This is a genomic window from Helicobacter equorum (assembly GCF_900198655.1).
GTDB classification, from domain to species: domain Bacteria; phylum Campylobacterota; class Campylobacteria; order Campylobacterales; family Helicobacteraceae; genus Helicobacter_F; species Helicobacter_F equorum.
In genome coordinates, this window is the sequence record NZ_FZPO01000066.1 from 1 (window position 1) to 14,187 (window position 14,187).

A 14,187-nucleotide genomic window follows, 5' to 3' on the forward strand; every position below is an offset into this window, starting at 1 on the left:
GAGATTTGTATCAATGGTGCAGCCGCGAGAAAGGCACAAGTAGGTGATATCGTGATTATTGTGGCGTATGCCATATTGCAAGAGAGTGAATGTGAGGTATTTAAGCCTACAATTGTGCAAGTTGATGCACAACAAAACAATAAGATACTATATATTTCTTAAAAAGGGTAGTTATGTTTGATCCAAAGCAATTAGGTGCGATGTTTGGTAATATCCAAGAGTCACTTCAAGAATTCGCAAATAAAAATAAAGATATGGTTTTTACTGCCAAAAGTGGTGGTGGGTTGATAGAAGTGAGTATTAATGGCGTGGGCGAAGTGGTGGATATAAAAATTGATGATAGTTTGCTAGAAGATAAAGATTCTTTACAAATCCTGCTTATGGGAGCACTCAATGATGCGTATAAAAATGTTGAGCAAAATAAGCAAAAGAGTGCCTTTGATATGCTTGGTAATTTTGATATGTTTAAAAAATAAGGCGTATCCTTGAAGTGCTGGTGGCTTTGTCTTGTATTTTTGGGTGGTTTGTATGCACAAGAATACGAATATAAGCATTGTGTGGAATATTATAAGAATGCGAGTGTTCCTGTGGGTGATACACGCGCTATAGCACTTAAGCATAACAATAAAGTCGTGTATTTTTTGTATGCGCGCACGCCACCAAAAGCAAAGATTCTAAAAAGCGATCCATTTATGGGGTTTTATCTTATAGAATCTAAGCCCACAAAGCTAAGTTACGATATTCTGACACTTGATAAACGCACACTAGAGGACAAAAACCTTGTGGCTATATCCGCTAAGCAGCCCATGAGGGGATCTATCACTGCACGACAAACTAGTTATTTGAGTTATGCACGTTTTTCCAATGCCTTGCAACGTAATAGCGTAATCGGTAATATTTGTTATCAAATTTATGGTGTGGGTGTTGGCGGTAAGGAATTTATTGAAAAGCCTTATATTGATAGATTTTTAGATGCCAAAGAGATTATTTATAGCGATATTGGTGTGCGTTTTGGGGCAGATTCTAAACGCGCTATTGTTGCACTTAGTGATCCATTTTTCCCTCATAATCCATTTTTGCAAGGTGATGAGATTGTGAGTATTAATGCGATAAAAATCGCATCTAGGGAACAAGCCATTTGGATTATTACAAATCTTTCGCGATCCAAAAATGCTTCCGTGCAAGTGCGTCGTGGTGTGGAATTACACACTTTTAGCTTGAAGCCTGATAGACTTTATGGAGGGTTTTTGTTGCGTGATACATTTTTGGAGCGTTTTGGGATTGTTGTAGATAGTAATCTTGTGATACGCAAAAAAGGTGCTAAACTAGATAGGTTTGCAGAGCTTAAAGTTGGTGATAGAATCGTGTGGATTAACAAACAACCGGCTACTTTAGGGAATCTGACACAGCTTTTAAGTCATACGCTTGATCCAAAAGAACTTGCAATGTATGATGGCAAGATTCAATTACTTGTGCGCCGTGGTGAGTTTGAGTTTTTTATCAAAATCTAGGGAGATCCATGAATATAGCAATTATGCAGGAATTTGAAGACTTTATTGTAGCGAGTGCGCCAAAAGTGGAGAGCTTTCATCCTCATTATCAAAAAGCCTTGTGGGAAATGCTTTTGGCAGGAGGGAAGAGGTTTCGTCCCGCATTATGTTTGTGTGTTGTGGATTCCATAGCGCCACAAATGCTAAAAAATGCCTTTATCCCTGCGCTTGCACTAGAGACTTTGCATACATATTCGCTTATCCATGATGATTTGCCTTGTATGGATAATTCGCCTTTGCGTCGTGGATACCCGACTTTGCACACAACCTATGATGAAGCGCTTGCATTATTGGTGGGTGATGCGCTTAATACATATGCTTTTGAGCTTTTAAGTACGGCTAAGCTTGATCCACAAAGCAAAATCGCCCTTATTTATGAATTATCACATAATGCTGGTTTTAGTGGTATGGTGTTGGGGCAAGTGCTTGATTGTGCATTTGAAAATACGACCTTAAATCTTGAACAACTCAAAATAATTCATCAAAACAAAACCCTAAAATTGATTGCTACATCATTGCGTTTTGGGGCGATTATCGGTAATGCATCCGATGAAATACGCCAATGCCTTGATAGATTTGGCGAGGTGTTAGGATTATTTTTTCAAGTGCGTGATGACTTGCTTGATGTGCTGGGTGATACTCTCATAGAGGGCAAAACCTTGCATAATGATAAGGGGAAAAATACATATGTCAATCTTTTGGGTATAGAAGGTGCTAAAAAAGAATGTGATGAGCTTATAGAATCTATGCGTGCCTTGCTAACAACATTGCCCAAAAACCTTGCAACAAACCTTTTGGGGCTTATAGAGCCATATTTTGTGATTAAAGGATAGCAATGAAACAGATACTTTTGACTAATGATGATGGGTTTAGTTCATACGGGCTTTTAGCTTTAAGAGATGCCTTAAAAGATCTTGCAAGGGTTGTCATAGTCGCTCCTGCAAGTGAGAAATCCGCTTGTGGGCATGGACTAAGCATCACACGCCCCTTACATTTTGTCCAAGTTGATGATGACTTTTATAAGCTTGAAGATGGCACACCTAGTGATTGTGTGTATTTGGCATTGCATACGATCTATGAAGAAAATAACCGCCCAGATTTGGTGATTTCTGGCATTAATATCGGTTCAAATATGGGCGAGGATATTACATATTCTGGCACGGCTGCAGGTGCTATGGAAGGTTGTTTGCATGGGATAGATTCAATTGCGATTTCACAAACTATGCGCGATAAGAATCTTGCACAAGATTTTGATTTTGCCCTTGCAAAAGAAAGTATTGGGGCATTGGTGGAAAAAATTTTTACCAAAGGCTTTCCACTTAGCAAGCGAAAGTTTTTGAATGTCAATATTCCACAGATTTCTCCTAAACAATGCAAGGGCACGCTTGTAACGCAAATGGGTTATAGAATCTATGGCAATGAAGCACAACTCCATCGTAATCCTAGAGGGCAAGAGTATCATTGGTTGGGGCTTCAACCATTGATGTGGGAAACACGCACCGATACACCGCAAGTCAATGGTGAAACATTTAGTGGAGAGAATGATTTTGATGCGATCAAAGGGCAATATGTTTCTATCACACCTATTAAACTTGATCTTACGAGCTATGAAGACATACGCAATGTGCGTGAGTGGTTGTAGTGATGACTCAAGATAGATTCACGCGCTCAAGAATCTTGTTTGGCACAGGATTTGAGGCATTACAACGCACAAAGGTTCTACTTTTTGGTGTTGGTGGAGTGGGAAGTTTTGTGTTAGATTGTTTGTATCGTAGCGGTATAGGAGAGATTACCATTGTAGATTCTGATAGCTTTGATGTAACAAACCAAAATCGCCAAATTGGTTCAGAATCTGTAGGTGAGCCAAAGGTCGAGGTTTTATCGCGCAAATATCCCGGTATTCGTGCATTACAAACAAGAGTAGATGATGCGTTTTTGCACACACACGATATTTTGGCGTATGATTATATTATTGATGCTATCGATGATATACCTGCCAAGGTTGCCATCGCACTCATTGCTTCACAAAAGCCTTATGGGCGTTATATTGTTTCTACAGGTAGCGCCAAAAAGCTTGATCCTACACGCATACAGGTAGCAAATGTATGGAAGAGTTATGGTGATAAGTTTGCACGAAAATTTCGAGAGAATCTTAAAAAACATAATCCAAAAGCAAAGATTAAAGTTGTTTTTAGTCCAGAGGATCCAAAATGCAAGGCGTTAGGAAGTTTTAGTGCGGTTACAGGGAGTTTTGGTTTGGTAATTGCTTCAGAAGTCGTGCGAGATATTTTACAAGGAGAAGAGAATGCAAAGTATTGAAAAAATGTATCAAGATTCTGAAATCTATGAGGATTATGAAGATGAGGAAGATTCACGATATGGAGAGGATTTTAGGTATGATGATGAGGAAGAGTGGCATCAAACAAGTGGGTATGATGATGATGACTATGAGAATCCCGACTATGAATATGAGGAAGAATAATGCCTAAGGTCGCGCTTATCCAGCAAGCTTACAATGGTTCTAGGGAAGCAAGTATGGAGCATACAAAGAGAGCAATTTTGGAGGCTGCAAGCAATGGTGCGCAACTTGTATGCCTACAAGAATTACATACGCGAGAGTATTTTTGTCAATGTGAGGATCCTGCGTTTTTTGACTATGCTCATAACTTTGTAGATGATGTTGCGTATTTTTCTGATGTCGCAAAACAAGCTCACATCGTGCTTGTAAGCTCGCTTTTTGAAAAACGCGCGGCAGGAATGTATCACAACACCGCTGTTGTGTTTGAATCTAATGGTGAAATTGCAGGTAAATACCGCAAAATGCACATTCCTGATGATCCACAATTTTATGAAAAATTTTATTTTACGCCCGGTGATTTGGGTTTTGAACCTATTGATACAAGTGTAGGCAGACTTGGAGTGCTTGTATGTTGGGATCAATGGTATCCAGAAGCTGCACGTATTATGGCATTAAAAGGTGCTGATATGCTGATTTATCCAACTGCTATTGGGTGGTTTGATGAGGATAGTGAGGTAGAAAAAACACGACAACTAGAGGCTTGGATAGCGGTGCAAAGAGGTCATAGTGTGGCAAATGGTTTGCCAGTAGTGGCGATAAATCGTGTGGGTTTTGAGCCATGTCTTAATTTTTCTCAAGCTTGTGAGTTTTGGAATGGAGATTTGCAAAAAGAGGAGTTTTCAAGCACACAGGGTATACGCTTTTGGGGCAATAGCTTTGCTTTTGGTGCGCAAGGAGAACTTTTGGCACAAGCAGATTCTCATACGCAACACACGCTTTTAGTTGATATAGATTTCAAAAGAAGCGAAGAAGTTCGGCGTATGTGGCCATTTTTGCGCGATCGACGTATTGAAGCATTTGATCCACTTTTAAAACGATTTTGTGATTAAATCACATCCATTCTAGGATTTTTTGCACATCATCAGCTTCAAAGCATTTGATGTTACCTTTAGATTCTGGCTTTTTGGGGAGTATGGCTTTTTGGAATCCATAGCTTTCAAGTTCTTTGAGGCGTAGATCGATATTATGCACTTCTCTAATATCGCCAATGAGGCTTACTTCACCCAAAAAGGCAGTTTTGTTGTTTAGTGGGCGATTTCTAAAGCTTGAGATAATAGCAGCTATGACAGCGAGGTCGGCACTCGTTTCATTAATCTTAATCCCACCTGTTACATTGATAAACACATCGTAGCGATTAAGTGGGATTTCGATCTTACGCTCAAGAAGGGCTAAAAGCATCGTAAGGCGATTATTATCAAACCCTGTGCTAGATCGTTTGGGGTTGCCAAAGGTATTTTCACTCACCAATGCCTGAATCTCAATAACTAATGCTCTAGAGCCCTCCAAAAGCACGCTAATTGCACTTCCTGCTTGTGAGGGTTTTTGTGAAAAAAAGAGTTTAGAGGCATTTTTGGCACTTATTAAACCTTGTTCTTTAAGCTCAAAAATTCCTATTTCACTTGTGCTACCAAAACGATTTTTAAATCCTCGCAAGATTCGTAAATCCCTGCTAGGATCGCCTTCGAAATACAGCACGCAATCTACCATATGCTCAAGCACTCTAGGACCAGCGATTGAGCCCTCTTTGGTGATATGTCCGATGATAAAAATTGCGATATTTTGTTCCTTTGCAAGACGCATAAGTGCAAAGGTAATTTCACGCACTTGCGAGACTGATCCAGGTGCAGAGGAAATATCTGGAGAATACAGCGTTTGGATAGAATCTATCACGCACATTGTGTACTCTCCTTGCAAGAGATTAGATCGGATTTGATGCATGTCAATTTCATTAAGCAAATATAAATTTTCATTGACACAACCCAATCTTTGTGCGCGTTGCTTGATTTGACTAGGGCTTTCCTCTCCGCTGACATATAGAACTTTGTTGTGTGTATTTTGGCTAATAGATCCGCTAATCTTGAGTAAAAGCGTGGATTTTCCCACACCCGGACTACCACCAACAAGATATAATCCACCACTGACAATCCCTCCACCTAGCACAATATCAAGTTCTTCTTCATAGGAAGTGAAGGTTTGGAGTGCCTGGAATGCTACATCCGTGATAGGCGTGGCTTTAGCAGTTGGTGTATATTTGGCGTTTTGAATGCTTTTTAGGGTTTGGATTTGTGTAGCGCTAAGTTCGACAAAAGATTCCCATGCACCGCAATTTGTGCATTTTCCTAGCCATTTGCTACTTTCAAAACCACAATGTTGGCATTCAAAGAGTGTGTGTTTTTTTGCCATTATACAAAGATAGAATCTAGCAATGTTGTGATGTAGGTTTGTGCATCAAAAGGAAGCAAGTCTTGCGCTCCCTCACCTACGCCCAAATATAACACAGGAATCTGTAATTCACTAATAATACTAATGATTGCCCCACCTTTGCTTGTGCCATCAAGTTTGGTAACGATAATGCCATCGATTGTTGTGTGTTGGGAGAAATGCTTAGCTTGAGTGATGCTTGAGTTCCCTTGTGTACCATCAAGTATGAGAAACTTTCGTATGTGTGTATCTTGGGTGTGTCCTGCTAATGCCTTTTCACTCACACGAATAATTTTTAAAAGCTCATTTGTTAGGTTAGTTTGGGTATGCAATCTCCCTGCAGTATCAAGTAATAAAATATCATAACCCTTGGCATAAGCTGAGGAGATTGCATCAAAAGCCAACGCACTAGGATCGTGTCCGTGTTGTGTGCTTATCACAGGGATTTGGAGTTTTTCTCCCCAGCCTTTTAATTGCTCGATAGCTGCAGCACGGAAAGTATCACCAGCACCCAAAAGGACTTTTTTGCCCTCTTGTTTGTATTTGTAGGCGAGTTTAGCGATTGTGGTTGTTTTGCCTGCACCATTTATACCTATAATGAGCAAGACCTCTAATGTATATGGTGTGTCTGAAAGCGAATATATATGGGGTGTAAGCAATGAAGTTAGACTATTTTGTAACTGCTCTCTTGTGCTATGTGTGGGAAGAGAATCTAAAAGAGATTCTACAACGTCATAGGCGACATCAGATTCTATCAAAAGTTGTTCTAGTTCTTCTTTGTGAATCTTTTCTTTTTTGCTTCCAAGCAAAGAAGTGATGTTGCTCGTCGTTTTCTTCATTGTTTTGGCAAGGAGAGAAAACATAATGGACTCCTAAATGTGTAAAAAAATTACTTTATTCTTGAGATGATTGTAAATCCCCATTTTCTTGCGTAGCTTGTGTAGAATTTTGGGGGGTTGCTTGAGGTAATTCTGTATCGTGGATTAAAAATAAAATATCACGCTCTAGTATTTCTGGTGGCACAAGCCCAACATAATCAATAACTTTATTGCCCTCTTCATCAAAAAGGGCGAGATAGCCTTGTGAAATATCTTTGTTTAAGAATGCAACAAGGCTTTTAGAATCATTTGGCGTGTAGATAGGATAGCTTTTGTAATGTGCTTTGAGTATCTCATCTACACCATTTGTTTGTGTATGTGTGCTAAGGATCAAGAGATCAATTTGGGAGGGATATTTTTCTTTGAGTTTGACAATGTATGGTGCTTGGGTAAGGCAGTTTTTGCAATCATCTTGTGTGAATAATACAATAGTTGGTTTGGGTTTATCAAAAATACTTTTAGCAAAATCACTTTTTTGAGTATTATCATTTTGACCTGGATAAAAGGCTAAACGATCATTAGATTGATCTAAGACTTCGATAACTAATTTTTGCGCGGAATTTTGTTGGGAATCTTGTGTATCAATGGCGATAAGCGTATAAGCAAAAAGATCGCGTTTTTGTGCGTTTTGTGTATTTTTGTTGTCTTGACAACCTACCATAAGACCAAAGACCAAACACATATATGCGATATAAGAAAATCTTTTCATAGCTACCTCCACGATGATACGATATGATACAATGGTGTGATTATACAAAAAAAGGAGTGAGTTTGTCTATCAATACAAACGATGATGAAAAAAAAGCATTTCGTTCTTGGAGCAAGAAGGCATTGCAACATGCACACAAAAAACATTGCAAGGGATTTGATGTAGCTTCGTATCGTGTCAATACTAGGATTTATAAGCTTTTAGAAAAATTGCAAGCGCAAAATATTTTGCTATATACGCCCTTTGGTTTTGAATCTGATAACAAAAAACTTCTTCTTAAACTTCGAAAACAAAAAAAGAAAATTTTTCTTCCCTATATTATGGGAGGAATAAGGTTTAAAATGGTAGCATTGCGTCTGCCATTACAAAAAAATGTGTATGGTATTTTTGAAACAACTAAATCAGAATTTAATTTAGCAAAAATTGACACGGCTGTTATACCTGTATTGGGAATTGATAGAGATTTTAGGCGCATAGGCTTTGGCAAGGGAATGTATGATAGATTTTTTTCGCAATCTCGCCAAAAAACAATTCCATTTATTTTTGTGAGTCGTCTTGCTTGTGTGAGTGATAGGGTGCTTACACAAGCTCATGATATACGAGGTCATTATTTTATAAGTGCAACGGCGTGTTGTAAAAGGACACGATATGGACATTCTTTTAAAAGTGATAGAATTTATAATCTTTGGCGCTATCGTGGGTGTGGTAACATATCTAGTAACTAAAAAGATTTTTACCTCAAATGCTGATGTATTGCTCGAACAAGCCAAGGCAAAAGCTAACGCGATAGAATATGAGGCACAAAAATTATTTAATGAGCAAAAGATCGAGCATAAGGAAGCCGAATTAGAACTTAAACAATGCTATGAACAAAAAATGAGCGAACTTGAAAAAGAAGAATACAAGATTCGGCATAAGCTTGAGCGTGAAACCCAAGCTTTAGAAAGTGAAAAAGCACGATTAAGTCGTTTGGAAAATAAGATTTTAAATGTAGATTCTCTAAATAAAAAAGTGCGAGATCAATACGAGAGTGCAAGAAAGGAAGTCCTAGAATTACTCAGCAATTACACAAAGCTTTCGCATCAAGAAGCAAAAGAGATTTTGCTTGGACTTTTAGAAGAAGAGCTAATAGAAGATAGGGCACATATGATTAGGCGCTATGAGATACAAGCCAAACAAGATGCGCAAAAAAAGGCAAACTATATTCTTGCACAGGCGACTACGCGTTATGCAGGAGAATATGCAAGTGAGCAACTCATCAGTGTGGTCCATCTCCCAAATGATGAATTAAAAGGGCGTATCATAGGCAAAGAAGGGCGTAATATTCGCACGCTAGAAATGCTTAGTGGTGTAGATATTATTATTGATGATACGCCAAATACGATTATTGTGAGTAATTTTAATCTTTATAGACGCACTATCGCGCTTAAGACAATAGAAGCGTTGATAGAAGATGGTAGGATTCAACCCGCTCGTATAGAGGAAATGTATGAAAAAATCTCTTCTCAAATGGAAGAACAGGTTTTGCAAGATGGTGAAGACATTGTATTTGATATGGGACTTGGATACATGCACCCAGAATTAAAAAAACTCCTTGGCAAGATGAAATATCGTGCAAGCTTTGGGCAAAATGCTTTAGGGCATTCCTTGGAGGTGGCAAAGCTTGCGTCTATCATTGCAGGGGAACTTGGTGGTGATGAGAAACTTGCTAGACGCGCTGGAATCTTGCATGATATTGGTAAGGCTCTTACACAGGAGTTAGGGGGAAGTCATGTAGATTTGGGCGTGGAGATATGTTCGCGCTATGAAGAACATCCTGTTGTGATTAATGCTATCCTTGCTCATCATGGACATGAAGAAGCCAAGAGCATAGAATGTGCTGCAGTATGTGCAGCCGATGCGCTTTCGGCGGCACGACCGGGTGCAAGGCGAGAAGTATTGGAAAATTTTCTTAAGCGTATGCAAGATATTGAGCACATTGCTTTGGATAAGTTTGGCGTTAAACAAGCCTATGCTATTAGTGCAGGGCGAGAAGTGCGTGTGATTGTGAGTGCGGATTTGGTAAGCGATGATGAAAGTATTGTGGTAGCACGAGAAATTGCTAAAGATATTCAAGCAAATTTACAATATCCTGGTGAAATCAAAGTGAATGTCATTCGGGAATTTAGGACGATTGAATACGCAAAATAAATTATGAAAGGAGTTAGTATGCAATGGAAAAAGACATCTTGGCGTAAAAAGCCTATCAAGCAACATCCAGTTTATGAGGATACACGAGTACTTGCTGAAGTTGAGCACACACTTTCTCAATATCCTCCTCTTGTTTTTGCTGGAGAGGCTAGAGCCCTAAAAGAGCAACTTGCCAAAGTTGCCAAAGGTAAGGCATTTTTGCTTCAAGGTGGGGATTGTGCGGAGAGTTTTGCGCAGTTTAACGCGACAAATATTCGTGATTTGTTTAAGGTTATTATTCAAATGGGTGCAATTCTTACATATGGTGCGAGTTGTCCTATAGTCAAAATAGGCAGAATGGCCGGGCAGTTTGCAAAACCCCGTAGCAGTGATATGGAGAGTATTGATGGTGTGAGTTTGCCAAGTTATCGTGGCGATCTTATCAATGATGTGGCTTTTACACCACAAGCGCGCAAGGCAGATCCACAAAGGCTTTTGCAAGGCTATCATCAAAGTGCTGCTACACTCAACCTTTTGCGTGCATTTGCGCAAGGTGGTTTTGCAGATTTAAACCAGGTGCATAAATGGAATCTAAGTTTTGTAAAAGATAATGCATTTGGGCAAAAATACGAAGAATTGGCTGATAGAATCACGCAAGCTCTCGCATTTATGAGTGCGTGTGGTATAGATTCTAAAAATTCACCTATTTTGCGTGAAACAGAATTTTATACCTCTCACGAAGCACTTGTTTTACACTATGAAGAACAGTTATGTCGGCAAGATTCACTTACAGAGGAGTGGTATGATTGTTCGGCACATATGCTTTGGATTGGCGAGAGGACAAGGGGTGTAGATGAGGCACATATGGAATTTTTGCGTGGTGTTAAGAATCCTTTGGGCGTTAAAATTGGACCAAATGCCACAAAAGATGATATTTTGGGCATATGCGATATTTTAAATCCTCAAAATGAATATGGCAGATTAAATCTTATCATTCGTATGGGTGCTGATACAATCAGAGAAAAATTACCAAAACTCTTAGCTTCTCTCAAGGGCGAGGGGCGCAATATTCTTTGGAGTTGTGATCCAATGCATGGCAATACCATAAAGGCACAAAATGGTTATAAAACACGCAATTTTGATAGGGTGCTTGATGAAGTAAAAAGCTTTTTTGAGATTCACAAAGCTAATGGCACGATTGCTGGTGGTGTGCATTTGGAGATGACAGGTATGAATGTTACAGAATGCACAGGTGGATCGCAAGCTATCACAGAAGAGGGCTTAGCTTGTAATTACAATACACAATGTGATCCACGCCTTAATGCTATGCAGGCTATTGAAATGGCATTTTTGATTGCTGATATGATAAAGGGTATGCGATAAAAGGGGTGTGTGATGAATAATATAGTGCAAATTGATGTGCGAGACTTACCTTGTCCAGAACCTGTAGTCAAAGTTAAAAAGGCTCTTATTGGTGTTACAGAAGCGACATTGCAATATGCGAGTTATGAGATTTTGGGAAATACTCTTAGTGCAAAGGAAAATCTCTCACGCTTTTTACGCACTACTGGATATGAGTTTGAAATAGGGCATTCTCAAGGGGATCAATATATGATTCTCATCAAAGGGAAAAAAGATGCCACCAAGTGCACATTAAGCGAGAAAATTATTCCCAAAATCCTTTTTGTTACTGATGATAAAGTTGGCGAGGGAGAACTTGGCGTGATGCTTATTAATGCTTTTTTGAAATCCCTTAGTAATACCGATGTTTTGCCACAAAGAATTCTTTTTGTAAATCGCGGTGTGTTGCTGACTACTGATAATACAGAAGTAGAAAATGATGATATTGTAGAGGTATTAAAAGAGCTTGAAAAAAGCGGTGTAGAGATTTATTCTTGTGGATCGTGCTTGAGTTATTATGCTTTGACGGAGCGACTTAAGGTGGGAATGATCGGGAATGCGCTTGAGAGTATGCAAAATATGCTTAAAAGCGAAGGTGTAGTGCGATTATAACCCAAAGTATGTAAGGAGTTTATGTGGAAGAGCCAAAGGGTTTGACACAATTTGTTTCGTGTGCTGGTTGAGCGGCAAAGGTGGGTCCGGAGGACTTAAGACAAATTACGAGCTTGCTCAAACAACCTTCATACGAGGAATTGCTCATCGGTTTTGAGGATAATGAAGATTGTGGCGCTTTTGTGTTAGATTCACAACACAGCGGTGATATTTTATTAAATACCGCAGATTTTATAACCCCTATTGTCGATGATCCTTATATTTATGGACAGATAGCGGCTGCAAATTCTCTAAGCGATGTTTTTGCTATGGGCGGTAGAGCACTTAGTGCGCTAAATCTTTTTATGTGGGATAGTGCTCATGTGAGTAAGGAAATGGCACGAGAGATCTTGGAGGGTGGTCTTAGTAAAATTACAGAATCTCACGCAATACTTTTGGGTGGGCATACGACAAGAGATAGCGAGCAAAAATATGGTTTAAGTGTTACTGGAATGGTTGAATCTAGACATTTGTGGCGTAATAATACTGCACAAATAGGCGATTTACTCGTGCTGTGTAAGCCTATTGGATCTGGGATTGTAAGCACAGGACTTAAGGCACGAGTTGTTACACACGCTGATGAGATGATCCAATCATTATGCAAACTTAATATGTATGCCACACAGATTGCAAGACAATATGAGATTCATGCTTGCACCGATATTACAGGATTTGGACTTATAGGACATGTTTTTGAGATGTGCTCCAAAGGCAGGGCAGAATATTCCGTGCTACTATATAGTAGTGATATTCCGTGTTTTTCACAGGTGCATACATTGTCGCAAGAAGGCATTATTCCCGGTGGGACATACGCAAATAAGGAGGCATTTACCCCATTTGTAAGTATAGAATGTGATATAAGCGATGATAGTATTTTTTATGATGTGCAGACAAGTGGAGGGTTGCTTTTTGCGGTGCCTATGGGTGAAGCAAAAGATCTTGTGTATGATTTGCGCAGAGCAGGTTATGAGTATGCAACTATCATAGGGGAGATTCTCCCAAAACGCCACAATACTATTTTGCTAGGTTGAGAGAGATTAGGAGTAGATTTTTATAAATGATTAAGGCATTTTTGGATTTACTTGTGCGAGATTAATTAAGGGCTTAGAATCTAAATCATCGCTAAAGGATCGTAAGATGCTTGCAAAATTTCCTATTATGTTTTTTGCTGTAATTATGGGCTTATGTGGCTTTGCTTTAGCGACATTAGAGCTTGGTGTAACTTTGCAGAGTGAGAGTGCAAAAGCCATATTTATGATTGTTCGTTTGGTGTCTTTAGGGTTGTTCGTGTTTTTTACACTTTGTTATGTGATGAAACTTTTTAGTGCTATAGAATCTGTAAAAGATGAGATTCGCCACCCTATCAAAATTAATTTCTTTGCTACTTTTTCAATCTCACTTATGTTGCTTGCAAAACTTTTTGAAGAATATACGCTTTTGTATGATGTATTTTTTGGCATAGGGCTTGTGATACAAACTTTTCTTACTTTTTATGTCATTGCTTTTTGGATTCGTAACAACATAGAGATAAAACATTCTAATCCAGCGTGGTTTATCCCTATAGTGGGTAATATTATCGTAGTAGCATCAGGGAAACAAGAGTTTGGGTTTTTGTGGTATTACTTTGATACTGCCATGTTTTTTTACATAGTACTTTTTACGATTATTTTTTATAGAATCCTCTTTCATGATCAACTTGCCCAAAAATTTATCCCGACACTTTTTATTATGTTGGCACCGCCAAGTATGGGTTTTACGACATATATCAAACTTGAAAGTTATGATTTTTTTGCACAATTTCTTTTTAGCGTTATGCTGTTTTTTGTGTTTTTGTTTTTCTTTTTGTATAAGAGTTTTTTGAAGCTTAAATTTTTTCTCTCTTGGTGGGCTTTTACATTTCCAAGTGCTGCGGTAGTTTTGGCTGTATTTAAAATGTATGAGATTATGCCTCAATATACTTTGTGGCTTTATTTTGGCATTTTTTTATATGTCTTGTTGTGTGTGATTACGTGTATTGTTGCTTTTTTTACAATCAAAAGTGTTGCAGAA

The 14,187-nt window shown here is 38.8% G+C and carries 17 protein-coding genes; 14 read left to right on the top strand and 3 right to left on the bottom strand.

Annotation, left to right across the window (positions count from 1 at the left end; all coding sequences use genetic code 11):
* The first annotated feature begins 9 nt into the window (after positions 1–9).
* Genes C6H22_RS08970 through C6H22_RS07990 form a run of 8 tightly spaced genes read left to right on the top strand, consistent with a single transcriptional unit; the run spans position 10 to position 4,958 of the window.
* Complete coding sequence (locus tag C6H22_RS08970; RefSeq protein WP_267892042.1) at positions 10–162, top strand: aspartate 1-decarboxylase; 153 nt, start codon at positions 10–12, stop codon at positions 160–162.
* Positions 163–173: 11 nt separating this feature from the next.
* The gene (locus tag C6H22_RS07965; protein WP_104694740.1) at positions 174–476 is read left to right on the top strand and encodes a YbaB/EbfC family nucleoid-associated protein; all 303 of its coding nucleotides are present in this window, start codon (positions 174–176) and stop codon (positions 474–476) included.
* Positions 477–485: 9 nt separating this feature from the next.
* Complete coding sequence (locus tag C6H22_RS07970) at positions 486–1,511, top strand: DUF7488 domain-containing protein (RefSeq protein ID WP_233707098.1); 1,026 nt, start codon at positions 486–488, stop codon at positions 1,509–1,511.
* Between the two features lie 8 nt (positions 1,512–1,519).
* Positions 1,520–2,383 (top strand): polyprenyl synthetase family protein, encoded by an 864-nt coding sequence (locus C6H22_RS07975; RefSeq protein ID WP_104694741.1) that lies wholly within the window; start codon positions 1,520–1,522, stop codon positions 2,381–2,383.
* Positions 2,384–2,385: 2 nt separating this feature from the next.
* Positions 2,386–3,192, top strand: coding sequence for a 5'/3'-nucleotidase SurE (gene surE, locus C6H22_RS07980; RefSeq protein WP_104694742.1), 807 nt, complete (start codon positions 2,386–2,388; stop codon positions 3,190–3,192).
* Positions 3,193–3,194: 2 nt separating this feature from the next.
* Positions 3,195–3,869, top strand: coding sequence for a ThiF family adenylyltransferase (locus C6H22_RS07985; protein WP_104694743.1), 675 nt, complete (start codon positions 3,195–3,197; stop codon positions 3,867–3,869).
* On the top strand, positions 3,856–4,032 hold the full coding sequence (locus C6H22_RS08720; RefSeq protein WP_158654678.1) for a hypothetical protein: 177 nt from the start codon (positions 3,856–3,858) through the stop codon (positions 4,030–4,032). Before C6H22_RS07985 ends, C6H22_RS08720 begins: the two co-directional genes overlap by 14 nt.
* Complete coding sequence (locus tag C6H22_RS07990) at positions 4,032–4,958, top strand: carbon-nitrogen hydrolase (RefSeq protein ID WP_104694744.1); 927 nt, start codon at positions 4,032–4,034, stop codon at positions 4,956–4,958. The genes C6H22_RS08720 and C6H22_RS07990 overlap by 1 nt, the downstream gene beginning before the upstream one ends.
* A 1-nt stretch (position 4,959) precedes the next feature.
* On the opposite strand, the gene radA is transcribed toward C6H22_RS07990, so the two are convergent.
* The 3 genes from radA to C6H22_RS08005 are packed head-to-tail and all read right to left on the bottom strand — an operon-like array spanning position 4,960 to position 7,917.
* Complete coding sequence (radA, locus tag C6H22_RS07995; RefSeq protein WP_104694745.1) at positions 4,960–6,312, bottom strand: DNA repair protein RadA; 1,353 nt, start codon at positions 6,310–6,312, stop codon at positions 4,960–4,962.
* Positions 6,312–7,193, bottom strand: coding sequence for a signal recognition particle-docking protein FtsY (gene ftsY, locus C6H22_RS08000; RefSeq protein WP_104694746.1), 882 nt, complete (start codon positions 7,191–7,193; stop codon positions 6,312–6,314). The genes radA and ftsY overlap by 1 nt, the downstream gene beginning before the upstream one ends.
* A gap of 31 nt (positions 7,194–7,224) precedes the next feature.
* A complete protein-coding gene (locus tag C6H22_RS08005; protein WP_104694747.1) occupies positions 7,225–7,917 on the bottom strand; it encodes a TlpA family protein disulfide reductase in 693 nt (230 codons plus the stop codon).
* 62 nt (positions 7,918–7,979) lie between these two features.
* Here C6H22_RS08005 and C6H22_RS08010 point away from each other — a divergent pair, with 62 nt between their 5' ends.
* From C6H22_RS08010 to C6H22_RS08035, 6 genes are all read left to right on the top strand, one after another.
* A complete protein-coding gene (locus C6H22_RS08010) occupies positions 7,980–8,642 on the top strand; it encodes a 5-formyltetrahydrofolate cyclo-ligase (RefSeq protein WP_158654679.1) in 663 nt (220 codons plus the stop codon).
* Positions 8,566–10,107 (top strand): ribonuclease Y, encoded by a 1,542-nt coding sequence (gene rny, locus C6H22_RS08015; protein WP_104694749.1) that lies wholly within the window; start codon positions 8,566–8,568, stop codon positions 10,105–10,107. Before C6H22_RS08010 ends, rny begins: the two co-directional genes overlap by 77 nt.
* A gap of 18 nt (positions 10,108–10,125) precedes the next feature.
* Complete coding sequence (locus tag C6H22_RS08020) at positions 10,126–11,469, top strand: class II 3-deoxy-7-phosphoheptulonate synthase (protein ID WP_104694750.1); 1,344 nt, start codon at positions 10,126–10,128, stop codon at positions 11,467–11,469.
* A 12-nt stretch (positions 11,470–11,481) separates the two neighbouring features.
* Positions 11,482–12,099, top strand: a complete 618-nt coding sequence (yedF, locus tag C6H22_RS08025) for a sulfurtransferase-like selenium metabolism protein YedF (protein WP_104694751.1) — start codon at positions 11,482–11,484, stop codon at positions 12,097–12,099.
* Positions 12,100–12,179: 80 nt separating this feature from the next.
* Positions 12,180–13,169 carry a selenide, water dikinase SelD gene (gene selD / locus C6H22_RS08030; RefSeq protein WP_104694752.1) on the top strand — a complete coding sequence of 330 codons (990 nt, stop codon included), beginning with the start codon at positions 12,180–12,182 and terminating at the stop codon, positions 13,167–13,169.
* Positions 13,170–13,275: 106 nt separating this feature from the next.
* On the top strand, positions 13,276–14,187 hold a 912-nt coding region (locus tag C6H22_RS08035; protein WP_104694753.1), incomplete at its 3' end, for an SLAC1 anion channel family protein.

Coding starts and splice junctions, on each gene's coding strand:
- C6H22_RS07990 (WP_104694744.1), top strand. CDS start 4,032: ATGCCTAAGGTCGCGCTTATCCAGCAAGCTTACAATGGTTCTAGGGAA.
- C6H22_RS08005 (WP_104694747.1), bottom strand. CDS start 7,917: ATGAAAAGATTTTCTTATATCGCATATATGTGTTTGGTCTTTGGTCTT.
- C6H22_RS07975 (WP_104694741.1), top strand. CDS start 1,520: ATGAATATAGCAATTATGCAGGAATTTGAAGACTTTATTGTAGCGAGT.
- surE (WP_104694742.1), top strand. CDS start 2,386: ATGAAACAGATACTTTTGACTAATGATGATGGGTTTAGTTCATACGGG.
- yedF (WP_104694751.1), top strand. CDS start 11,482: ATGAATAATATAGTGCAAATTGATGTGCGAGACTTACCTTGTCCAGAA.
- rny (WP_104694749.1), top strand. CDS start 8,566: ATGGACATTCTTTTAAAAGTGATAGAATTTATAATCTTTGGCGCTATC.
- C6H22_RS07985 (WP_104694743.1), top strand. CDS start 3,195: ATGACTCAAGATAGATTCACGCGCTCAAGAATCTTGTTTGGCACAGGA.
- C6H22_RS07965 (WP_104694740.1), top strand. CDS start 174: ATGTTTGATCCAAAGCAATTAGGTGCGATGTTTGGTAATATCCAAGAG.
- C6H22_RS08720 (WP_158654678.1), top strand. CDS start 3,856: ATGCAAAGTATTGAAAAAATGTATCAAGATTCTGAAATCTATGAGGAT.
- radA (WP_104694745.1), bottom strand. CDS start 6,312: ATGGCAAAAAAACACACACTCTTTGAATGCCAACATTGTGGTTTTGAA.
- ftsY (WP_104694746.1), bottom strand. CDS start 7,193: ATGTTTTCTCTCCTTGCCAAAACAATGAAGAAAACGACGAGCAACATC.
- C6H22_RS08020 (WP_104694750.1), top strand. CDS start 10,126: ATGCAATGGAAAAAGACATCTTGGCGTAAAAAGCCTATCAAGCAACAT.